General features: G+C 62.3%; 19 protein-coding genes. 11 read left to right on the top strand and 8 right to left on the bottom strand.

Features of this window, described 5'->3' with window-relative positions; all coding sequences use genetic code 11:
• Positions 1 to 106: 106 nt before the first annotated feature.
• The 3 genes from JQ611_RS32355 to JQ611_RS32345 form a co-directional block, all read right to left on the bottom strand.
• Positions 107 to 2,332 carry an ATP-binding protein gene (locus JQ611_RS32355; RefSeq protein WP_212467743.1) on the bottom strand — a complete coding sequence of 742 codons (2,226 nt, stop codon included), beginning with the start codon at positions 2,330 to 2,332 and terminating at the stop codon, positions 107 to 109.
• Between the two features lie 409 nt (positions 2,333 to 2,741).
• The gene (locus JQ611_RS32350) at positions 2,742 to 3,254 is read right to left on the bottom strand and encodes an SRPBCC family protein (RefSeq protein WP_212467742.1); all 513 of its coding nucleotides are present in this window, start codon (positions 3,252 to 3,254) and stop codon (positions 2,742 to 2,744) included.
• A gap of 39 nt (positions 3,255 to 3,293) precedes the next feature.
• Entirely contained in the window at positions 3,294 to 3,608 is a 315-nt protein-coding gene (locus JQ611_RS32345; RefSeq protein ID WP_212263105.1) for a helix-turn-helix transcriptional regulator, read from the bottom strand.
• Positions 3,609 to 3,806: 198 nt separating this feature from the next.
• Between JQ611_RS32345 and JQ611_RS32340 the strand changes: the two genes are divergently transcribed.
• The 3 genes from JQ611_RS32340 (at position 3,807) to JQ611_RS32330 (ending at position 6,304) form a co-directional block, all read left to right on the top strand.
• A complete protein-coding gene (locus JQ611_RS32340) occupies positions 3,807 to 4,424 on the top strand; it encodes a LysE family translocator (protein ID WP_192736723.1) in 618 nt (205 codons plus the stop codon).
• Positions 4,425 to 4,490: 66 nt separating this feature from the next.
• Entirely contained in the window at positions 4,491 to 5,465 is a 975-nt protein-coding gene (locus JQ611_RS32335; RefSeq protein WP_312012298.1) for a DUF3592 domain-containing protein, read from the top strand.
• A 110-nt stretch (positions 5,466 to 5,575) separates the two neighbouring features.
• On the top strand, positions 5,576 to 6,304 hold the full coding sequence (locus tag JQ611_RS32330) for a tetratricopeptide repeat protein (RefSeq protein ID WP_212390179.1): 729 nt from the start codon (positions 5,576 to 5,578) through the stop codon (positions 6,302 to 6,304).
• Between the two features lie 101 nt (positions 6,305 to 6,405).
• Here JQ611_RS32330 and JQ611_RS32325 read toward each other — a convergent pair whose 3' ends face one another.
• On the bottom strand, positions 6,406 to 7,209 hold the full coding sequence (locus JQ611_RS32325) for an N-formylglutamate amidohydrolase (protein WP_212390178.1): 804 nt from the start codon (positions 7,207 to 7,209) through the stop codon (positions 6,406 to 6,408).
• A gap of 99 nt (positions 7,210 to 7,308) precedes the next feature.
• Here JQ611_RS32325 and JQ611_RS32320 point away from each other — a divergent pair, with 99 nt between their 5' ends.
• The 3 genes from JQ611_RS32320 to JQ611_RS32310 all read left to right on the top strand — a co-directional run bounded on the left by JQ611_RS32320 (position 7,309) and on the right by JQ611_RS32310 (position 9,555).
• Entirely contained in the window at positions 7,309 to 8,208 is a 900-nt protein-coding gene (locus tag JQ611_RS32320) for a transglutaminase family protein (protein WP_212263103.1), read from the top strand.
• A 2-nt stretch (positions 8,209 to 8,210) separates the two neighbouring features.
• Positions 8,211 to 9,023, top strand: coding sequence for a transglutaminase family protein (locus tag JQ611_RS32315; RefSeq protein WP_212467741.1), 813 nt, complete (start codon positions 8,211 to 8,213; stop codon positions 9,021 to 9,023).
• 133 nt (positions 9,024 to 9,156) lie between these two features.
• Positions 9,157 to 9,555, top strand: a complete 399-nt coding sequence (locus JQ611_RS32310) for a gamma-glutamylcyclotransferase (protein WP_212390176.1) — start codon at positions 9,157 to 9,159, stop codon at positions 9,553 to 9,555.
• Positions 9,556 to 9,607: 52 nt separating this feature from the next.
• Here the strand turns inward: JQ611_RS32310 and JQ611_RS32305 are convergent, their stop codons facing one another.
• Complete coding sequence (locus JQ611_RS32305; protein ID WP_212467740.1) at positions 9,608 to 10,174, bottom strand: chlorite dismutase family protein; 567 nt, start codon at positions 10,172 to 10,174, stop codon at positions 9,608 to 9,610.
• Positions 10,175 to 10,426: 252 nt separating this feature from the next.
• Here JQ611_RS32305 and dnaG point away from each other — a divergent pair, with 252 nt between their 5' ends.
• Both dnaG and rpoD read left to right on the top strand, forming a co-directional pair.
• Complete coding sequence (gene dnaG, locus JQ611_RS32300; RefSeq protein WP_212467739.1) at positions 10,427 to 12,463, top strand: DNA primase; 2,037 nt, start codon at positions 10,427 to 10,429, stop codon at positions 12,461 to 12,463.
• A 251-nt stretch (positions 12,464 to 12,714) separates the two neighbouring features.
• Positions 12,715 to 14,844 (top strand): RNA polymerase sigma factor RpoD, encoded by a 2,130-nt coding sequence (rpoD, locus tag JQ611_RS32295; RefSeq protein WP_192736716.1) that lies wholly within the window; start codon positions 12,715 to 12,717, stop codon positions 14,842 to 14,844.
• A 346-nt stretch (positions 14,845 to 15,190) separates the two neighbouring features.
• Here rpoD and JQ611_RS32290 read toward each other — a convergent pair whose 3' ends face one another.
• The 3 genes from JQ611_RS32290 to JQ611_RS32280 all read right to left on the bottom strand — a co-directional run bounded on the left by JQ611_RS32290 (position 15,191) and on the right by JQ611_RS32280 (position 17,526).
• Positions 15,191 to 15,427 carry a hypothetical protein gene (locus JQ611_RS32290; protein WP_192736715.1) on the bottom strand — a complete coding sequence of 79 codons (237 nt, stop codon included), beginning with the start codon at positions 15,425 to 15,427 and terminating at the stop codon, positions 15,191 to 15,193.
• Between the two features lie 280 nt (positions 15,428 to 15,707).
• Positions 15,708 to 16,436, bottom strand: a complete 729-nt coding sequence (locus JQ611_RS32285; RefSeq protein ID WP_212467738.1) for a hypothetical protein — start codon at positions 16,434 to 16,436, stop codon at positions 15,708 to 15,710.
• Between the two features lie 148 nt (positions 16,437 to 16,584).
• A complete protein-coding gene (locus JQ611_RS32280) occupies positions 16,585 to 17,526 on the bottom strand; it encodes an OmpA family protein (RefSeq protein ID WP_212467737.1) in 942 nt (313 codons plus the stop codon).
• A gap of 128 nt (positions 17,527 to 17,654) precedes the next feature.
• On the opposite strand from JQ611_RS32280, the gene JQ611_RS32275 reads away from it, so the two are divergent.
• The 3 genes from JQ611_RS32275 to JQ611_RS32265 all read left to right on the top strand — a co-directional run bounded on the left by JQ611_RS32275 (position 17,655) and on the right by JQ611_RS32265 (position 20,404).
• Positions 17,655 to 18,458, top strand: a complete 804-nt coding sequence (locus tag JQ611_RS32275) for a lytic transglycosylase domain-containing protein (protein ID WP_212467736.1) — start codon at positions 17,655 to 17,657, stop codon at positions 18,456 to 18,458.
• A 249-nt stretch (positions 18,459 to 18,707) separates the two neighbouring features.
• A complete protein-coding gene (locus JQ611_RS32270) occupies positions 18,708 to 19,514 on the top strand; it encodes a lytic transglycosylase domain-containing protein (protein ID WP_212263093.1) in 807 nt (268 codons plus the stop codon).
• Positions 19,515 to 19,651: 137 nt separating this feature from the next.
• Positions 19,652 to 20,404, top strand: a complete 753-nt coding sequence (locus tag JQ611_RS32265) for a hypothetical protein (RefSeq protein WP_212467735.1) — start codon at positions 19,652 to 19,654, stop codon at positions 20,402 to 20,404.
• The last annotated feature ends 632 nt before the right edge of the window (positions 20,405 to 21,036 follow it).

Below are 21,036 nucleotides of genomic sequence, written 5' to 3'. Positions count from 1 at the left end.
ATCATCCCGCTCTAGCTTTTTGTTTGAGCATGATCTCCGCGCAAACGCTGCGCGTTTGTCGCGAGGGAAAACCGGTTCCCACTTTTCCGGATCATGCTCTAGCCGCTCAACCCCCCTTCAGCACCAACCTCAGCATCAGCGCCAGGTCGTTTCGCCGGTACGGCTTGTTCAGAATTTTCGCTTCACTGTCGAGGCCGTCGAGCGGCTGGACGGGATGTTCGGTGTAGCCGGAGGTGAAGAGTATCTTGAGTTCGGGCCGCAGCCGCGATGCTTCCCTGGCAAGCTCCGGTCCGAACATGCCGCCGGGCATCACGACATCCGTAAACAGCAGATCGATCTCGCTGCGTTGGCGCAATACCTCCAGCGCCTCGCGCCCGTTGCGTGTCACGATGACGCGATAGCCAAGCTCCTTCAGCTCCTTTGCAACATACGCACGCACCAGATCATTGTCCTCGACAACGAGAATGGTCTCGGTGCCGGCATGCGTGGCGAGCTGGTCAGCGGGCGGCGCGGCGCCTCTGTGCGGCGCATTGATGCGGGGGAAGAAAAGCCTGACGGCGGTGCCACGTCCCGGCTCGGAGCGTATTTGCATCGCGCCGCCGGATTGTTTTGCAAACCCATAGACCATGCTGAGGCCGAGGCCCGTGCCTTTGCCCACCTCCTTGGTGGTAAAGAACGGCTCGAAGGCGCGGCTGGCCACTTCGGCAATCATGCCGCTGCCGGTATCGGTCACGGCCACCTTGACGTACTCGCCGGGCCGGGCCTCGCCATTGACGTCGAGGTCGGATTCCTCGAGCGCGATATTGCGGACCTCGACCGTCAGCTTGCCGCCCTGCGGCATCGCATCGCGCGCGTTGAGCACCAGATTGAGCAGCGCGGACGCCAATTGACCGGGATCGACGCTGGCGCGCCACAAGTCCCGATCGAGCAGGAATTCGCATTCGATATGTTCACCCAGGGTCCGCCGCAGCAACTGTTCCATGCCGAGAATTTTCTGGCCGATGTCGATGTCCTGCGGCGTCAAGGGCTGCTTGCGGGCGAAGGCGAGCAGGCTCCTTGTGAGGTCCGAGCCGCGCTCGGCGGCGGTTGCGATGCTGTCGGCGATGCTGTGCAGTTCCCGGTTCGCGGCCAGCTTCTCGGCGAGGTATTCCGCGTTGCCCAGGATGACGGTCAGGAGATTGTTGAAATCGTGCGCGACGCCGCCGGTGAGTTGACCCATCGCCTCCATCTTCTGGGATTGGCTGAGCTTTTGATTGAGCTCGTCGATGGCGGCGCGCTGCCGCTCGAGCGACTCGGCGGTGCCGTTGAGCAGCGTCATCAGCCCGCCCAGTTCGCCGCCTGGATGCGGCTCGGGAATCCGCGCGCTCAAGTCGCCAAGTCCGAGCCTCCGCGCCATCCCGGCGAGCCGTCCGACCTGACGGCCGACACCCAAAGTCGCCAGCAGCAATACGCCGGCAAGCAGCAGCAGCGAGGCCACCGCAAGCATCGCCAGATCCTCGTAGAGGCGGCGGTTGGCGGTGGCAAACAGGCCGTCCTTGGGTAATCCCACCATGATATAGAGGCCGGCATCCCGGGTCGAAGGCGAGCGGGCGATGGCCCACACATGCGTCCGGCCCTCAGCGTCCTTCATCTCGTGGAACGGCCCTCGGTCAGCTGCGGCCGCAAACCGGAACAGATCCGAGTTTGCGATCGATGCACCGGCGGGCTCGGTCCATCCCTTCCCCTGCGGGGCAACCAGGACGGTGCCTTTCCTGTCAACCAGCAACACGTCTTTGCCGTTCAGGAGGCGCGTGTCGTATTCGGCGAATTTGCGCAAGTTGAACGAAGCGAGCAGGATGAATTTCAGCTCGCCGGATTCCGTGCGAGTGGGGTACGCGATCTGCAACACGGAGGTCCCGGTCAGCCGGCCGAATACGGGCTCCAGCGTGACGATACCGTGCGCCGTCAGGGCCTGCTTGAAATAGGCGCGGTCCCGCAAGTCGAGGGTGCGGTTGGTCCGCAGCGAGTCGCAGAACAGGGCGCCGTCAGGCGTGATGGTCAGAATGCCGGTGAATTGCGGGTATTCCTCGCGCACCGCGGAGAGGAAGGCCGAACACGCCACCTTGTCTGACGTGTCGAGGTCGCGGGCGCGGGCCAGGCCATAGTGAAGCTGCGCCGTGCCCTGAATTTTCTCGTCCAGATCCTTGGAAATATCGTCGGCCGTAGCCGACAAATTGGCGAGCGCCGCGTTGATCTCGCTGGTGCGATTTTGGGCGAAGCGCAGTCCCACGAGGATGGCCGGCACCAGCATGGCCGCGATAACGAGTATCAGTAGCCGGGTGCGCAGGCTCATCGGTCCGTAATTTTCGCGCTCGAATCAGACAGTTTCATTTTTAACTAGTAATGTGCGGTAATCGTGTGCCGCTCCGTCCGCCGGAGGGATGGCAAATGCCCCTTGCGACAAGCCGGGCCGGCAGTTTTCAAATGGCTTCTATGGGAATCCCTCGGAGCGACCCTACAGACTCTGTTCGGCTATCGCAATCAGGGCGGGTGATGGGGGAGGGCGTGTGGTGTGGCACCAGGATAGCGCCAAACTCCACCGTCGTCGCTGCGAACGCAGGACCCATAACCACCGGCGATCATTATTCTGGACGGTGGTTGTTATCTTCCCTTTCTAACAACAACGGCCGCGGCGTATGGGTCCCGGCGTTCGCCGGGACGACAAAGGAAGTTCGTGGGGACGACGACATTGTGTGCCGGCACTACGGCGTCCCGATCCCCATCGCCTTCAGCGCGTCCAGCATGCGCTGCGGCGGCGCCATCTTGATCGCGAGCGGCTGACCCGTCTCCAGCACGCTCTTGAGGCTGGAGAGGATCGCCGGCCAGCCCTGGCGGCCGCCGGAGAGGATGTCGTCGCTGATGGCGCGGTCGTGCGATTGCAGCATCGTCAGCTTCACCACCTCGCCCGACAGCTCGATCTCGTAGGTCACGAGCGTGGGCCCGAGTTTTTCCACCAGTGCCGGCCAGTTGACGTTCCAGGTTACGGTCAATTTCCGTGGCGGATCGCATTCGATCACCTCGCCGCTGATATGCACCGAACCGTCAGGCGCGCGGGCGATGAAAGCGCCGCCGATCTTCAGGTCGGCCTCGATCGCAAAGCCGGAAAAATACTGCCGGCTGAGCTCGGCCGATGTCAGCGCCTGCCAAACCTTCTCCGGCGTGGCAGCGATGTAGATGGTGTAGACGATCGCGGGTTTGAATTTGTCGATGTTCATGGCACGCCCTCGATGCCGAGGCGGGCGACGAATTCCACCTTACTCATCACGCTTCTCCAGTTGCCGTTTCAATTCGCTGAGCGCGGTGAGCTTGTTGCGCTCGAATTTTCTGATCCAGCGTTCGCCGATCTGATGGATCGGAACCGGATTCAGATAGTGCAGCTTCTCGCGGCCATGCCTGAGCGTGGTGACGAGGTTGGCCGCTTCGAGAATCCCGAGGTGCTTTGTCACGGCCTGCCGCGTCATGGCGAGGCCGTCGCACAGTTCGCTCAGTGTCTGTCCGTTCCTGGCATGAAGCCTGTCCAGCAACGCGCGTCGCGAGGCGTCGGCAAGCGCTCGGAAGACTTCATCCATGGTGGGGATAATAGGCAACCAAATGGTTGCATGTCAAGGGCGTGGTTTTGGCGCGTTGGTTGGAGGTTGCGATGGGGGGGATGGTCAGGTTGCTCTTCTTCCCTTCTCCCACAAGGGGAGAAGGAAGAATTGCACCGCTTCCATCTCCCCCGTTCACGTGCATAAATGGCGTAAGCTCCCTCCCACCCCGAGTTCCCCATGTCCCTCCAGGTCTATCTCGCTTTCGTCGCTGCCTGCATCGCGCTGGCGTTGCTGCCGGGTCCGGTGGTCACGCTCATCATCGCCAACGGCCTGCGCCACGGCACCCGCGCGGCGCTGATCAATGTCGCCGGCGCCCAGGTCGGCCTTGCCATCGTGATCGGCATCGTCGCGGTCGGCCTGACCTCGCTGATGGCGACGATGGGCTACTGGTTCGACTGGGTGCGTTTCGCCGGTGCGGCCTATCTGATCTGGCTCGGCATCAAGCTGGTTCGTGAGCCGGTGGAGGGCATCAAGTCAGACGAACCGCCACCGCCGCCGCGCGGCGGCTTCTTCCTACAGGGCTTCCTGGTGCTGCTCTCGAACCCCAAGGTGCTGGTGTTCTTCGGCGCCTTCATTCCGCAGTTCATGGACATGAAGCAGGACCACTTCCCGCAAGTGGCGCTGCTCGGCGCGACGTTCATGGTGACTGCCGCCATGACCGACGCGGTCTATGCGCTGCTCGCCGGCCGGGCCCGGCTTTTCTTCTCGGCGGAGCGCACACGGCTGGTGTCGCGGATCTCAGGCGGCTTCATGATCGGCGGCGGCATCTGGCTGGCGCTGACCCGGGCGAAATAGCACGCTTGAACCGCGGGCGGCGATGGCGCGTCTAATGCAACGCGCCGTCGTCTGAGGAAAATCTCCGTGCCCGATCTGCCCTGGTTCGTCTTTGCGATGCTGCTCGCGCCGCTCGGGCTGCTGCTGGGCGCCGCCGTCTACAAGACGCTGCAGGTGCGCGCCGCCCGCGAATGGCCGGCGGCCGCCGGCAAGATCGTGGCCTCGCACGCCCAGGTGCGCGAGGTCAGGGTGATCGATAGCAACCGGGAAGGCGGCTATCGCACCGAGCAGCGCAACTTCGCCAACATCATCTACGAATATTCCGTGGCCGGCAAAACGCTGCGCAACAACCGCGTCAGCATCGGCGAGGACCTCGGCAATTTCGAGGTCGCCGAGACCATCGCCAGATATCCGGTCGGCGCCGACGTGACAGTCTATTACAATCCGCGGAATCCAAAGGAAGCGGTGCTGGAACGCGACCTGCCCAAGGGTTTGTGGGGCTGTCTCGGCATCGGCACCGCGATCACGCTCGTGATCGTGTTTGGCTCGGCGATCGGGCTGAACAAACTGAGCGAATTCGTCTCGACAAAGCTGGCCCATCCAACAGCGTCGCCATTGGTCATTGCCTTCGGCGCGTTCGGCAGTGTGATCGCGCTGTTCGCGCTCGCGATGCACCGGCAGGCACGGCTCGCCGGGAAATGGCCGGTCGTATCCGGCATCATCAAGCTGTCCGGTCTCGAGCAATACCGCGCCGCGCGAACCGACGGCGGGGCGCGCGGGCTGATGATGTATCAGCGCAAGGTGCTCTACACGTACACCTACAACGACCAGTCCTACACCGGCACGCACGCAACCCTTTCCAGCAACGTCGCGTCGAGCTCGGACTGGCTGACGCGAAAACTCACGCCGCCTTATCAGGACGGCGCCAGGGTCAAGGTCTGGGTCAATCCCGCCAATCCGTCCGAAGCGACACTGGAGCCGCGCGCGTCGTTCGTGTGGTTCCTTTGGCTGCTGGTGCTGGGGTTTGCGGGGCTGACCTATTACGTCGCCCTCCACGGCTAGGTTGCCTGAAGAGCCCTCGATGTCGCTTCTCCCTCAAGGTCTGTGAGCGCAATCACAGTGAGCACGCCTGGCCTGTCGTACTCTTGCCGCTCATCACAAGAGAAAATCCCGTGCGACCTTCGCAGATCCTTAGCCGCCGATCCCTGACAGTTCTGCTGATCCTTTTCAGCGCAACGACCTGCGTGGCGGCTGATATCAGAAAAGATTGCCAGTCCGGCCGGATCGATTCATGCACGCAAATCCTTCAGTCAAATCCCGCAGACTTCAATGCGCTCGCCAACAGAGGCATCGGGCTCAGGGTTAGCGGCGAGTATGACCGCGCCATCGCCGATCTCGACGCCGCGCTCCGCATCAATCCCGATATTGCCGGGCTGTATCTGGAACGGGGCCTGGCCTACGACGCCAAAGGTGAACACCAGCTTGCGATACGCGATTTCGACGAAGCCATAGGACGCGACCCCGATCTGGTGCAGGCGCATTTCGGCAGGGCAATGGCCCATCAAGCCGTCGGTCAACGCGAACTTTCGACCGTCGATATGGACAGTGCCATGCGCCTCGATCGAATGATGGTGGCCGCGCTGTATATGCAGCGAGGCAATCAGTTGAGAGCTATCGGGCATCACGGCGAAGCCATTGCTGCCTTCGATCGCACGATAGACATCAATGCCGGCTGGCCTTTGGCATGGTTCGGCCGTGCCGCATCGTTCGAGGAGATGGGCAACTCCAAACGGGCCGCGGCGGACTATCGAAAGTGTATCGAACTGCCCGCGAAAACCGACGCCGAACGTCAGCGGCAGCAAGAAGCCCGCGAGCGGCTAGATAAATTGGGCACGCCATAGGTCGGCTTCGATACCCGCCTCATAACGATTCACGGTTCGGCAGCGCTGCTTCACCCTCCCCCTCCAGGGGAGGGTAAGGGTCATGCGATTGATCCGTGAATCTAAATTACCTGACGCGACCGAAAAATCGTCTCGACCTCACCAAGAATCCGCGCCAGCCGGTCGGCCCACGCTTTCTCACCGGCCTGATCCGAAATCAGGTCCTGCCGGATTTCGATTCCCGTGTTCATCAGGCCGCGCGCCTCGGCGTGAACGGGGATGGTGTAGTCGGTGTCATCGCTGACCGCGTAGGGTTCGTTGTCGCCGACTACCAGATCAGGCTCCGCGCGCAGCAATTGCAGCAGCAGCGGCGGCAATAGCTTGTCGCGCTGATAGAGCGTGCCGATGTGCCAGGGACGCGCGATGCCGGCATAGACAGGCGTGAAGCTGTGCAGCGAGACCAGTATCGTCGGCATCTTCCGTTGCCGGCGCGCGTCGATGATCTCGCCGATGCGGCGGTGATAGGGATCGAAGATCTGCGTTCGGCGCAATTCCGCGGCTTCTCGCGCGATGCCTTCATTGCCGGGGACCGTCGTGGTTTCGCTGATCAGTGGGATCGAGCTTGCGACATCAGGCGGGCGGTTGCAGTCGATCACCAGCCGCGAATAGCGCTGCACGATCAGATGCGCGCCGAGATGTTTCGACAGCATCTCGGCGACCCCGGCGATGCCGATGTCCCAGGCGATGTGCCGCACGAGTTCGCTTTCCGGCAATCCGAGATCGCCGAGCGCTTGCGGAATCAGCCGTCCGTAATGGTCACAAGTGAGCAGAAACGGCGAGCGTCCCGAATCATTATATTCGCGGACCGGGGGAACATCCGCAGGCCCCAGGAGTAATGATGTGTCGCCGACGCGATTCAATGCCATTTTTCCTTACGTATTGCCTATCGAAGCGGCATATCGGTCTACAAATGAGCAGGTTTTTGTATAGATTAGCCGGCCCAAAATCACGATGATTGTTTGACGATGCCGTTACTCACGATTCACCACAAGACCGTATATCGCTACACGCACCCGGTGGCGTTCGGCGAACACCGCATCATGCTGCGTCCGCGCGACGGCCATGATCTGCGCGTGCTGTCCGGCAGCCTCGAGATCGAGCCGCAGCCGATGCAGCTGCGCTGGATCCATGACGTGTTTGGCAACAGCGTCGCGATCGCGACCTTCGACGAGCGCGCGCAGACGCTGTCGTTTACTTCGATGGCTACGATCGAGCACAACCCGGCGGAAGAATTCGCGCTGACCGCGGATGACCCGGCCTACTTCTATCCCTTCCAGTACGACGATGAAGAGTTTCCCGATCTGGTGCAGTTCATCACGCCGCAATATGGCGATCCCAACGGGGATCTGTCGTTCTGGGCGCGGGGATTTCTCGAATCCGACGGGCCGACGCGGACCTACAACATTCTCAGCGGCATGACCCATGGCATCCGCGAAGCTTTCACCTATCGCAAGCGTCACGAGCAGGGCACGCAGCATCCTCTCGATACGCTGCAGACGAAGTCGGGCACCTGCCGCGACTATGCGCTGTTCATGATCGAGGCGCTGCGGCGGCTCGGCATCGCCGCGCGATTCGTGTCCGGCTATCTCTTCATTCCCGGCGACAGTGCGCATGGTTATGTCGGCGGCGGCTCGACGCATGCATGGGTGCAGGTCTATCTGCCGAGCGCGGGCTGGATCGAGTTCGATCCGACCAATGGCATCATCGGCACCCGTGACCTCATTCGTGTCGCGGTAGCGCGCGATCCGCGCCAGGCTATCCCGCTGCACGGCGCATATCTCGGCTCGGCGGACGCCTTCGTCGGCATGGAGGTCAATATCAACGTCGTCTCCGTCATTGACGAAGCGCAGGCGGAAAAGGTCTGATCATGGAGATCAAGGTCGGCTTCGAGATCGCCTATGCGGCCGTGCAGCCGACGCCGATGGTGATCATGCTCTCGATCCATCCGTCGCGTTTTTCCGACATCGTCGGCACGGAAAGCATTGTCGCCGAGCCTGACGTGCCGATCGGTTTTTATCGCGACATCTTCGGCAATGTCTGCGGACGGCTGGTGGCCCCCAGCGGCGGCGTGACCTTGCGCGGCAGCGCGCTGGTTCGCGATTCCGGATTGCCCGATATTGTGATGCCGACCGCGCAACAGATCCCGATCGACCAGTTGCCCGACGAGGTGCTGCAATATCTGATGCCGAGCCGCTATTGCGAGACCGACAAGCTCACCGATATCGCCTGGTCGCTATTCGGTAGCACGCCCGAGGGCTGGGCGCGGGTGCAGGCGATCGTCGAGTTCGTCCACAACCATGTGACGTTCGGCTACCAGCATGCGCATCACATGAAGTCGGCGCATGACGTCTACGAGCAGGGCGCCGGCGTGTGCCGCGATTTTGCCCATCTGGCGCTGACCTTCTGCCGCTGCATGAACATCCCGGCGCGCTATTGCACCGGTTATATGGGCGATATCGGCATTCCGCCGGATCCCGCGCCGATGGATTTCTCCGGCTGGTTTCAGGTCTACCTGTCCGGCCAGTGGTACACCTTCGACGCCCGGCACAATCACCCGCGGATCGGCCGCATCCTGATGGGCACCGGCCGCGACGCCGCCGACGTCGCGCTGACCACGAGTTTTGGCCGCATGGATCTCGTCAAATTCGTCGTCGTCAGCGACGAGGTGGTGGTGGCTTGATTGTCGACGCCCCGTCATTCCGGGGCGATGCGCAAGCATCGAACTCGGAATCTCGAGATTCCCCGGTGCGCAATTGGCGCACCTGAGGTCTGGTGCTTGCGCACCATCCCGGAATGACGGTTATAAGCAGCCCATGATTTCAGACCGTCTCTTCGTCTACGGCACCCTGATGCGCGGCTTCGACCATCCGATGGCGAAGCTGCTGTCGCGCAGCGCCGATTTCATCGGCGAGGCCACGTGCCGCGGCCGGCTCTATCTCATCAAGCACTATCCCGGGCTGGTGCTCTCGAATGAGTCTGATGACATCGTGTCCGGCGAATTGTATCGCCTGCGCGACCGCGATGCGTTGCTCGGTGAGTTCGACATGTACGAGGCCTGCGGCCCGGGCTTTCAGGCGCCGACCGAATATGTCAGGCAGATGCTGAACGTCACGCTCGCCGACGGCAGCGCGAGCGAGGCGTGGACGTATGTCTACAACTGGCCGGTCACCGGCCTGCCGCGCATCGCTTCGGGGAAGTTTCTGGAGCAGTAGCCAACCGGTGTTGCGTTTACCTCTCCCGCTTGCGGAAGAGGGAGTGGACCAGCTACTCCGCATCCAGCCGTTCCTGCTCCAGCCGTACATCGACCTCACGCTCGACATACGTCCATTCCTCGGTCTCGCGCAGTATCGCGACGAGTTCATCGAACAGCGCTGAATTCGCCGGGTCGTATTCGAACCAGGTCAGGAAATCGAAGGGCTCGCCGAGGTCGCGGCAGTGATAGAGCTGGCGGGCGATCGCTGGGAGATATTTCAGGCTGGCGGCGATATGCTGCGACTTGTCCTCGAAAATCCCGCGCCGCTCTTCCTGCGTCAGGTCCCACCACGCGGCGTTTTTCTTGATCGGGATCAGCGCCGCGCGGGTCGCTTCGGGACGCCCGAGCCCGGCCTGCACCGCCACCAGCTGGGTTTTCTCGGCGCGCTCGGTATAGCGCACATGGCTCGCGACCCCGGCGAGCCGCCAGGAGGCCTGCGAGGGCAGGATCGGCAGCGCGATCGAAGAGGAATGGACGATCGACAGCGCCGGCGTGCGCAACAGCCCCGCGCCCTTGACCGCGGCCTGCGACACCACCTGCCAGGCCCCGCTTTGCCCGCCTCTGAAGGTCGTGAACATGGCGACATGGAAGCGTGGAACCGGGCGGGGGGCAAGATGTCTTCGTCATTCCGGGGCGATGCGGAGCATCGAACCCGGAATCTCGAGATTCCGGGTCCACGCTGCGCGTGTCCCGGAATGACGGGGAGGGAGGCTGTGAATAGCGGCGAGAAAGCCAATTAGCTTCGTATTTTACCGGCGCGTCCCTATATCCATGGCCGGTTGGCCAACGTGCTAGAATCCGGACCAGCGACTCAAGGCCCCAATTCACCCATGCGCTTTACGCCCCAATTCCTCGAAGAACTGCGCGCCCGGCTTCCGGTCTCCGAAGTCGTGGGGCGGCGCGTCAAGCTGAAGAAGGCGGGGCGGGAGTGGAAGGGGCTGTCGCCGTTCCAGCAGGAGAAGTCGCCGTCCTTTACGGTCAACGACCAGAAGGGTTTTTACCACGACTTCTCCTCCGGCAAGCATGGCGACATCATCTCGTTTTTGATGGAGACCGAGGGCGTCGGTTTTACCGAGGCGGTCGAACGCCTCGCCTCGATGGCCGGCATGGCGCTCCCGGCGGTGACGCCGGATGCGGCAAAGCACGAGCAGCGCCGCAGGACGCTGTATGACGTGATGGAGCTCGCCGCCAAATTCTTCGCCGACACGCTGGCTTCGCCGGGCGGCGCCAAGGCGCGCGGCTATCTTGCCGACCGCGCGATTTCGCCGGCGACGCAGCTGCAATTTCGCATTGGTTACGCGCCCGGCGAACGCTTTGCGCTGAAGGAATTTTTGGGTGCGCAGGGCATCCCGACCGAGGACATGGTCGAGGCCGGGCTGCTCAACGGCGGCGAAGATATCCCGGTGCCGTACGACAAATTCCGCGACCGCGTGATGTTTCCCATCACCGATGTCCGTAATCGTGTGATCGCCTTCGGCGGCCGGGCGCTGGAAAAGGACGTTCCCGCCAAATACATGAATTCGCCGGAAACCCCGTTGTTTCACAAGGGCGACAATCTCTACAACCTCGCCACCGCGCGGCAGGCCACGCATGACGGCGCGTCCTTGATCGTGGTCGAAGGCTATGTCGACGTCATCGCGATGGTCACGTCAGGATTCAAGGCCAGCGTTGCGCCGCTCGGCACCGCGCTGACCGAAAATCAGCTGATGCTGCTGTGGAAGATGGCGGACGAGCCGATCCTTTGTTTCGACGGCGACAAGGCCGGCAAGAAAGCCGCGTGGCGCGCCGCGGACCTCGCGCTGCCGCATCTCAAGCCCGGCAAGAGCCTGCGCTTTGCGCTGCTGCCCGAGGGACAGGACCCCGACGACCTCGCGCGCTCCGGCGGCCGCGCCGCGATCGAGGAAGTGATTTCGGCGGCGCGCGGTCTCGCCGATATCGTCTGGTCACGCGAGATCGAGGGCGGCACGTTTGCGACGCCGGAGCGGCGCGCGGCGCTGGAAGCGCGGATCGGCGAACTCTCGAACGGCATCCGCGACGAAGTGGTGCGGCGCTATTATCGCCAGGATCTCTCCGAGCGGCTTCGCAACACCTTTGCCCCCGAAGGCGGCCGCGGCGGCTATGGCCGCGGCAATTTCGGCGGCGGCAATTTCGGCGGAGGACGACCCGGCGAATCAGGCCGCCGTTTTGCCTCCCGCGCCTCCTTCACCCCGGGCCCTGCGGGCCGGGCGGCCCCCTATGGCGGCCGCGGGCAGGCGAACTCCGCCAGCCAGACCATCAACCGTGGTCCCTACCAGGCCGCCAGTCCCCAGCTTGCAAATAGCCCGATCATGCGCGGCCAGCGCAGCGCGATGTCCCGCCGCGAGGCGCTGATTCTGCAATCCCTGATCAACCACCCTTGGCTGCTGCACGACCATCTGGAGGAGGTGGCGGCCCTGGAACTGGCCCATCCGGAGGCCAACAAGCTCCGCGCCGGTATTATTGCAGCCTTCGCCGGCGATCATCACCATTCCCCCGATGTCGAAGAACAGGCCGAGAAAATGCGCGCCGATCTCGAAGCGCGCGGATTTTCGCAAGTTCTTCAAAGGGTTGGCAGCGCGATCACGACCGGGGCGGTCTGGGGCGTGCAGATCGGCGCCGCCCGGGAAGACGTTCTTTCCACCTGGCAGCAACTCGTTGCCTTGCATCAGAAAACACACGCCTTACTTAGGGAAAAGAAGGATGCCGAGCTGGCCCTGGGCGAGGAGTCCAGCGAGGCCAATCTGGCGTGGTTAAAGGACGTCAGCGCCCGTTTGGAGTCGCTGGACGGCACCGAGGCCCTGATTGAGGGTTTTGGCGAGCTTTCAGGCCGATTCCGGCAAAGCGTCTGATTAAGCGTCAGATGAAAAAATGATGCGGACGGTTCGTGCCGGAGCCGTTAAAAGACTCGCCAAACCCATGGTTTGGCTGCAAAAACAGGGTTAAGCGAAGCTTAAGAGCCTTACGGCTAGTAGACATAACCGGCGAAACGGGGATTCGGGGTGGCGACAGTCTGCGCCGCCCTTTCCGCGTCGTGACTTACTTTTCGTATTGCAGGTGCGGCGGCCGCATCCTGCATGAGCGCGTTTCGGGAGCTTGATGAATGGCCACCAAGGCAAAGACGCTGCAGGTTAAAGACAAGGAAAAAGACGACAAGGCAGCGGACGCCCCCGAGAAGGACTCGCCGGACGCCCCGTCGCCGTTGCTCGATCTGTCGGATGCCGCCGTCAAGAAGATGATCAAGCAGGCCAAGAAGCGCGGCTTCGTGACCTTCGATCAGCTCAACGAAGTTTTGCCTTCCGATACCACCTCGCCCGAACAGATCGAAGACATCATGTCGATGCTGTCGGACATGGGCATCAACGTGTCCGAGGCCGAAGAGGCTGATAGCGAGGACGAGAAGGAAGAGGCCGACGACGAGACCGACAACGAGCTTGTCGAGGTCACGCAGAAGGCCGTCACCGAGGTCAAGAAATCCGAGCCCGGCGAGCGCACCGACGATCCCGTCCGCATGTATCTGCGCGAGATGGGCACGGTCGAGCTGCTGTCGCGCGAGGGCGAAATCGCGATTGCAAAACGCATCGAGGCCGGCCGCGAGGCGATGATCGCGGGCCTCTGCGAAAGCCCGCTGACCTTCCAGGCCATCATCATCTGGCGCGACGAGCTCAACGAAGGAAAGATCTTCCTTCGCGACATCATCGATCTCGAAGCCACCTACGCCGGCCCCGATGCCAAGAACAACATGAACCCGGCGATGCTGGCAGCACCCGTTGGCCCGGATGGCCAGCCGCTGCCCGCCGCCAACGGCAATGGCGCACCTGCGCATGTCGCGCCGCCGGCCGCCCCGCCGTCGGCGACGCCGTTCCGCGCAGCACCCGCATCCGCACCCGGTGGCGACACCGAGGAAAAGGATCCGGCTGAGGCCGCCGCCGAAGGCGACATGGACGACGACGAGTTCGAAAACCAGATGTCGCTCGCCGCCATCGAGGCCGAGCTGAAGCCGAAGGTCGTCGAGACCTTCGACAAGATCGCCTCCGAATACAAGAAGCTGCGCCGCCTGCAGGAGCAGGACATCGCCAACCAGCTGCAGAGCGAGACGCTGTCGCCCTCGCAGGAGCGCAAATACAAGAAGCTGAAGGACGAAATCATCGTCGAGGTGAAGTCGCTGCGGCTCAACCAGGCCCGTATCGATTCACTGGTCGAGCAGCTCTACGACATCAACAAGCGCCTGGTCTCGTTCGAAGGCCGCCTGCTGCGCCTCGGCGACAGCCACGGCGTCGCACGCGAAGACTTCCTGCGCAACTACCAGGGCTCGGAGCTCGATCCGCGCTGGCTCAACCGTGTCTCGAAACTCTCGGCAAAAGGCTGGAAGAATTTCGTCCATCACGAAAAGGACCGCATCAAGGATTTGCGCCACGAGATCCAGTCGCTGGCCGCTTTGACCGGGCTTGAGATCGGCGAATTCCGCAAGATCGTGCACGGCGTGCAGAAGGGCGAGCGCGAAGCCCGCCAGGCCAAGAAGGAAATGGTCGAGGCGAATCTGCGTCTCGTGATCTCGATCGCCAAGAAATACACCAACCGCGGCCTGCAGTTCCTCGACCTGATCCAGGAAGGCAATATCGGCCTGATGAAGGCGGTCGATAAGTTCGAATACCGCCGCGGCTATAAGTTCTCGACCTATGCGACATGGTGGATCCGGCAGGCGATCACGCGCTCGATCGCCGACCAGGCGCGGACCATCCGCATTCCCGTGCACATGATCGAAACCATCAACAAGATCGTGCGCACGAGCCGCCAGATGCTGAACGAGATCGGCCGCGAACCGACCCCGGAAGAGCTCGCCGAAAAGCTCGGCATGCCGCTGGAGAAGGTTCGAAAAGTCCTGAAGATCGCGAAAGAGCCGCTCTCGCTCGAAACCCCCGTCGGTGACGAGGAAGATTCGCATCTCGGCGATTTCATCGAGGACAAGAACGCGATCCTCCCGATCGACGCGGCGATCCAGTCCAACCTGCGCGAAACCACCACCCGCGTGCTGGCCTCGCTGACGCCCCGCGAAGAACGCGTGCTCCGCATGCGCTTCGGCATCGGCATGAACACCGACCACACGCTGGAAGAAGTCGGCCAGCAGTTCTCGGTCACCCGCGAACGTATCCGTCAGATCGAAGCCAAGGCGCTGCGCAAGCTGAAGCATCCGAGCCGGTCAAGGAAGCTGCGGAGCTTCCTGGATAATTGATTTCGTAAGTCAGTATTGACTGTCATTGCCGGGCTTGACCCGGCAATCCATCCAAAAACAAAGCGGCGGGCCAAGGCTCGCCGTTTTTGTTTAGTGTGCGATCGCGCGTGCATGCGCCTCGAATTAAGCTGCCGCCGCGATGAGACCGGATCACGCTGCCTCCGCGCCAGCGGTGCGCTCCCTCTCCCGCTTGCGGGGGAGGGCGGGGTGGGGGTGTCGCCACGAGTCAAGCTCGTCCAGCATTCACAATCGTCATGCCCGGGCTTGACCCGGGCATCCACGTCTTGGCTTCAAATAATCAAGAAAGACGTGGATGGCCGGGACGAGCCCGGCCATGACGAAAACCCTACTTCTTCTTCGCCCCGACCCGGCTGATGCTCTTGATCTCCAGCGGCGTGCGGCCGGATTTCTCGGCGATCTCGCGGTCCTGCTCGAGGATGAACGCACGCGCCGGCTCGTCGCCGTCGAGCCCGCCGAGCAATTCGGCAGGCACGCGCCGGTTGGAGCGCTGCGAGTCGTCCTCATAGACGACGTTGAAAAAGGCAAACTCGCCTTTGGGATTGGTCCCGGGTTTCTTGGCCATGCGGGCTTTTGGTCGATAAGGGGGCTGGAGTCAAAGAAAATTGCGGGTCTTGAAGCGGCTTGCTTTGCGCTCGCCGGCAGTTCTCGGTGACCAGAGAACGCATCAGGCAGCTTCAGGGCGAAATCGCTGCGGAAGTTGAAGCATCCGCCCTGATCGCGTAATTTTTGGTGATTCCTAGATGATTGGGAGGTGGCAATGGCAGCACCGATAGGACGCATTCGTAACGAAGAATGGGGAATTGGTGCCGCGCAGGCCTTCTATCATCGCGATGGCACCTGGTTTAATCGCTTGGAGCGATTTCCCGGCGCACTCTGCGACCCAAATGGCTATGTTCGATTCGAAACTGAGGCCGAGTATTTGGGTTGCCCGCATCTTGAAGTACGGGTGCAAACAAATGCTCATGGGGGTAAGGGTTTGTCTTTAGGTCAGGATCCTCAAGCTTCGCTTGTTCCGCAACCGTCAAGCCCGCCAAATCTATGGCCAGCTGCAGCAAGCGATACTCACGGATTGTCTTTCGAATTCCGCCGACTGACGAATTCGTTTCGGTGGCTATTTGCTCTACCGAAAAGCCCTCGTCTAGAAGCCGACGAACTCGGCGCATCCTAGCGACCGGCTTCCACTTGCGGACACCGGACTCGGTATGCCGCAGCGTAAGGATCGGTTCAGCTGACCTTCGATCGGGCGCTACATCGGCGTCGACCTTTTCTATCAATGCGATTTCAGAGGCCGTGGTTATCTTCGGAAATGTCTTGCGGTATTCTGCCGGGACAAGGTTAGGGCTGAGCAGCAACTTGCACGCGCAGATTCGGCGGTTGCCTTCCAAGACAACCCACTGGCCGCTTTCTTGCACGGTTATGATGCGCTCGCCTGGCAGCAGCCCGACTTTCGCGATCTTGCGCGCCAAATCCAATACGTCTTCGTATTTGATTAGTTTGCGAATGATGTCGGATTCTTTGTCGTTGGGCTCGACGTTGATGCGCGGGTTGTCGCGATCAAGTGCGATGTCCAACGGCTTAATCCGAGCCTTCCTCCAACTCGATGCCATGTGTTCCCCCACCACTCACTCTGCCCAACTCAACTGTTGCGGGCAAGGTGGGGGCGTCTATTTCCGACGTTGAGAACCCAAGATATTAACTTATCGTTAACGTGGCTCCCCCCTACGGCGCCACCAACTCCACCCTTCTATTCAACGCCCGCCCAGCCTCACTCGCATTCGACCCCACCGGCGCCAGATGCGCTACGCCCGCGGTGCGCAGCCGCGGCGCACCGATATGATAGTTCTTCACCAGCTCTTCGGCGATCGCTTCGGCGCGGCGGCGCGAGAGGTCGAGGTTGTAGGTGTAGGGGCCCTGGCTGTCGGTGTGGCCGACGATGAAGACGCTGAGCGCGACCTGCGAGGCCAGCAGCTTTGCGATCTGTTCGAGGGTGGGGCGGCTCTCGGGCCGGATGATCGCCTTGTCGGTGTCGAAGTAGATGCCGTAGAGCGCGACGCGGCCGGTCTCGCGCAGGCCCTTTTCCATGACAGTGGCATCCACCATCTTGTTCTCGATCGCGCCGAGTTCGGCGATCGTGAGCTGCGCGTAGATATCGCGGTTGTTCTCGCTGACGATGACGCTGGCATAGGTCTCGCGTCCGTTCTCGCGCTTGTGCGCCGAAAAGTAACGATAGTTGAAACCGTCCACCCACATCTGCGGGATCGGCAGCGCCTCGATCGCCTCGGTGAAGGGAATGCCACCGCAGGCTTCGGTGTCGCAGCTCAGCAGCGTCTCGAATCCGGCCTTTGTCAGCTGCGTCTCGAAATTCCGTGATACCTCCGTGATCGAGGGGCCGGGACTGGTGCGATAGGCGATGCGGGTGATGCGGCCTTCGAGGCGCGGCGTATCCGATGGCTTGCCGTCCTTGAAGACGGCTGCCTGCATCCGCGCGACATCGAAATTCTTCACCTGATGTCCCGATATCACGCTGCCGGCGAAACGGCCGATGCCGGGAAAATCCTTTGAGCCCACGACATCGCGGGTCTGCGCCAGGGCCGCGGCCGGGATGAGCGACAAGGCGAGCAGGACGAGGAGCGGCTTGATGATCGCGTGGGGAAGGGCCATTCGGAAAATCTCTGCATTTTTAGGAAAGATACCGGCCAAGCGGCCTTGCCGCAACGCTCGAAGCGCGGCGGCAGACGTGCTAGAAGCAGACCTGATATTCCGGCACCCACACTGAAGATGGTTTCCCCATGCACTTCTTTCGCCATGCCTTTGCCTTCTGCTCCCTTGTTCTTGCCGTTTTCTTCACGTCCCTCCCGCAAGCCAATGCCGCGCAATGCGGCAACTCCGCCGCCGGCTTTGAGGCCTGGAAGCAGTCGTTCGCCGGCGAGGCGCGGGCCAAGGGCATCAGCGCCGCGACCATCCAGGCCATGATGGCGACGAATTACGCGCAGGCGACCATCAACGCCGATCGCGGCCAGCGCAGCTTTCAGCTGTCGCTCGATCAATTCCTCGCCAAGCGCGGAGCCAATGCGATCGTCGCCAAGGGGCGTCAATTGAAGAATTCGCAGGCCGCGCTGTTTTCCTCCATCCAGCAGCGTTACGGCGTGCCGCCGGGGCCGCTGCTCGCGATCTGGGGCATGGAAACCGGCTTCGGCGCCGTGCGCGGCAACCAGAACATGCTCTCCTCGATCACGACGCTGGCCTATGACTGCCGGCGCACCGCCTATTTCACCGAGCACCTTTACGCGGCGTTGCAATTGATCGATCGCGGCGTGCTGTCGCCGAACCAGCGCGGCTCCATGCACGGCGAAGTCGGCCAGACCCAGTTCATGCCCAAGGCCATCCTGGCCTACGGCACCGGTAATCTCGAGAACTCCGCCAACGCGCTGAGCTCGGCCGCGAATTTCCTCAAAGCCCATGGCTGGCGCGCCGGCGCCGGCTACCAGCCCGGCGAACCCAACTTCGCCGCCATCCAGGCCTGGAACGCCGCCGGCGTTTACCAGAAGGCGATCGCGCTGATGGGGCGGCAGATCGACGGAGGGAGCGAGTGAGGTTGGTGTGGTGTGAACCACAAATAAAGCCGTCCCGGGCTTGAGCCACAACAAACTGTCGTCCCGGGCTTGACCCGGGACCCATAACCACAGGCGATAGTTGGGTTACACGCCAGTCGTTATCTTCCTTTTCCTACAACGGGAGCCGCGGCGTATGGGTCCCGGCTCAAGGCCGGGACGACGAAAATTAGCTCCGCGCCCTCATCTCATGGCATGATCGACACAACCTGGACGTTACAAGGGATTCGCATGCGTAAGCTTTGTTTGGCCGTATTGTTCGGCGCCGTCATCGCCGCCAGCCCCGCTCACGCCGCCCGCTGCGGCGGCGATTTCAATGCCTTCGTGGCGGCGATTTCGCAGGAGGCCGCCGCCGCCGGCGTTTCGCAGGGCGTGATTTCGCAGGCGTTGTCGGGGGTGACGCAGGATCCCGCGGTGCTGGCCTTTGACCGGCGCCAGCGCGGCACCTTCAACAAGACGTTCGAGCAATATGTCTCGACCCGCGTCGGGCCCGGGCGGATCAAGATGGGACGCCAGATGCTGCTGAAGCACGCCTCGCTGCTGTCGCGGATCGAGAAGCAGTACGGCGTGCCGCCGGAGATCATCGTCGCGATCTGGGGGCTGGAATCCGATTTCGGCAAGGGCGACGTCGGCAAGATGCCGGTCGTCCGCACGCTCGCCACCATGGCGCATGATTGCCGCCGCACCGAACTGTTCCAGGGCGAGCTGATCGCGGCGCTCAAGATCGTGCAGCGCGGCGACCTGCCGCTGCGCGATATGATCGGCGCCTTCGCCGGCGAGATCGGCCAGACGCAATTCCTGCCGTCGTCCTACATCAAATACGGCGTCGATTTCGACGGCAACGGCCACGTCGATCTGCGCCACAGCGTCCCCGACGTGCTCGCCTCGACCGCCAATCTGCTGCACGTCTCCGGCTTCAAGCCCGGCGCGCCCTACAGCGAAGGCACGCCGAATTTCGAGGCGATGCGCGAGTGGAACAGAGCCACGATCTATCGCAAGACGATCGGCTATTTTGCGGATCAGCTGGCGGGGCGCTGAGTCCATCGGCAATCGCAACTGCGTAGGGTGGGTTAGCGCAGCGTAACCCACCGCTTCCGTGAAGTGGCACCGTGCCCCTGAACGCAACGCGGCCTGGACGCGACTACCCGACTCCATGAAAGCAAAGGGTGGGTGCCGTGGCTTCAATCCGCTTGACTGTCGGCGCAACTATCCTCGTGACCGGTGCGGCAATGGCGATCGGCGGCGCGCTGCGGTCTCCGGACGCTTATTTGGGCGTCAACCTTCCCATGCGGTTCGCCGTGCCCGACTTCGCCAACTGGCTCGGCCGCGATGAGCTCGGCCGCGATACGCTCAGCCGACTGCTCGCCGGCGCAACCTATACGCTGGGGCAAACCTTGGCGACGGCAGCGTTCGCTCTGGCGACCGGCCTGATGGTGCGTCTCCTGACGCGGCGGTTCGAACGCGTCGTCATTGTTCTCGCGCGCGCCCTGTTCGTGGCGCCGAAATTCCTGCTCGGGCGTTCGCCCATCGGCCATATCATGCTCGCAGCTCTCGGCGCTGCATCGTTGTTGCCGGGCTTTCTTGCTGTCATCGCTGGCATCGCCTGGCTCGGTCCCGGACACGGCAGGAGCATCGTCGGCTTCGGAATGATGTTTTCCGTCGCCGTAGCCTATCTGCGGGTTACGGCCCCGCCATCGCTCGCACGCCTCGGCTTGCTGCTGCTCGGCTGGCTCATCGTGCCGGTCAGCGCGTTGGACGCGATCGGCCTCGGCCTAGAGCCGCCGCGGCCCAGTTGGGGCATCATGGCGGGCGGGCTGCACGGTGCACTCTCGCTCTCCGTCGTGCTGGCCGGCGCGTGCATCGTGTTGGTTGCCGCCGCGGCGATCATGGCGGCGGACGCGCTTCAATCCGATCCCGCGACAAAATAACCCGACGGGCAAATCAGTTCTGATTGTCAGAAATCGTGTCAAGTCAGAAATTTCCGAAAATCAAAAACTTTTCCCTTTCCTTCGAGCCAAATCACCGGCACATTCTCACTCATCCCGTCCCACTCAGAGGGGCGTCGGCCGTCGTCATGACGAGGGGCGGGGATGCGGTGGACGCTGATGTGGCGATTGACGGTCGCGGCTGAAGCGTACGGCGAAAGCGTGTGGTCCTGGCGCCCGTAACGGCGTCAAGTCTTTCGGGAGCCAACGCTTCCGAGGGGCGACGGTGGCAATAGAGGCCGTCTCACCGGGGAGAGCGCGTCATAAGCCGTAAAGCCACTGCGCAGGGAATGTCGGATGTTCTCCGCTGCCCTGTATGCTCATGTGCAGCATTCTTATGCACAGTCGCACATGAGACCGCGGGTGCAGCGCGCATCCGGCATTCCCTGCGCCCTCTGAATTGGGGCGGAAGAGATTTCTTGCAAACCTCGGGCGCATCGCGTCGCGAGATCGCGAAGGTGTGTTCTTAGTCGTCGTCCCGGACAAGCGAAGCGCGATCCGGGATCTACCGTGTTAGCTGTCAAGAGGCGTTAGCGCCTTTCCAAGGCTGTCCGGACCTGATTACGGCATTGGCG

Source organism: Bradyrhizobium sp. AUGA SZCCT0182, assembly GCF_018130185.1.
In the GTDB taxonomy this organism is placed as follows: Bacteria; Pseudomonadota; Alphaproteobacteria; order Rhizobiales; family Xanthobacteraceae; genus Bradyrhizobium.
Note: the sequence above shows the minus strand (reverse complement) of the source record. Positions and strands in the feature narration are given on the sequence as shown.

Excerpts from the sequence above, each read along its gene's own strand:
- JQ611_RS32340 (WP_192736723.1), top strand. The coding sequence starts at position 3,807 with ATGTCCCTCCAGGTCTATCTCGCTTTCGTCGCTGCCTGCATCGCGCTG.
- JQ611_RS32345 (WP_212263105.1), bottom strand. The coding sequence starts at position 3,608 with ATGGATGAAGTCTTCCGAGCGCTTGCCGACGCCTCGCGACGCGCGTTG.
- JQ611_RS32310 (WP_212390176.1), top strand. The coding sequence starts at position 9,157 with ATGATTTCAGACCGTCTCTTCGTCTACGGCACCCTGATGCGCGGCTTC.
- rpoD (WP_192736716.1), top strand. The coding sequence starts at position 12,715 with ATGGCCACCAAGGCAAAGACGCTGCAGGTTAAAGACAAGGAAAAAGAC.
- JQ611_RS32305 (WP_212467740.1), bottom strand. The coding sequence starts at position 10,174 with ATGTTCACGACCTTCAGAGGCGGGCAAAGCGGGGCCTGGCAGGTGGTG.
- JQ611_RS32320 (WP_212263103.1), top strand. The coding sequence starts at position 7,309 with ATGCCGTTACTCACGATTCACCACAAGACCGTATATCGCTACACGCAC.
- JQ611_RS32355 (WP_212467743.1), bottom strand. The coding sequence starts at position 2,332 with ATGAGCCTGCGCACCCGGCTACTGATACTCGTTATCGCGGCCATGCTG.
- JQ611_RS32350 (WP_212467742.1), bottom strand. The coding sequence starts at position 3,254 with ATGAACATCGACAAATTCAAACCCGCGATCGTCTACACCATCTACATC.
- JQ611_RS32315 (WP_212467741.1), top strand. The coding sequence starts at position 8,211 with ATGGAGATCAAGGTCGGCTTCGAGATCGCCTATGCGGCCGTGCAGCCG.
- dnaG (WP_212467739.1), top strand. The coding sequence starts at position 10,427 with ATGCGCTTTACGCCCCAATTCCTCGAAGAACTGCGCGCCCGGCTTCCG.
- JQ611_RS32325 (WP_212390178.1), bottom strand. The coding sequence starts at position 7,209 with ATGGCATTGAATCGCGTCGGCGACACATCATTACTCCTGGGGCCTGCG.
- JQ611_RS32270 (WP_212263093.1), top strand. The coding sequence starts at position 18,708 with ATGCGTAAGCTTTGTTTGGCCGTATTGTTCGGCGCCGTCATCGCCGCC.
- JQ611_RS32280 (WP_212467737.1), bottom strand. The coding sequence starts at position 17,526 with ATGGCCCTTCCCCACGCGATCATCAAGCCGCTCCTCGTCCTGCTCGCC.
- JQ611_RS32290 (WP_192736715.1), bottom strand. The coding sequence starts at position 15,427 with ATGGCCAAGAAACCCGGGACCAATCCCAAAGGCGAGTTTGCCTTTTTC.
- JQ611_RS32275 (WP_212467736.1), top strand. The coding sequence starts at position 17,655 with ATGCACTTCTTTCGCCATGCCTTTGCCTTCTGCTCCCTTGTTCTTGCC.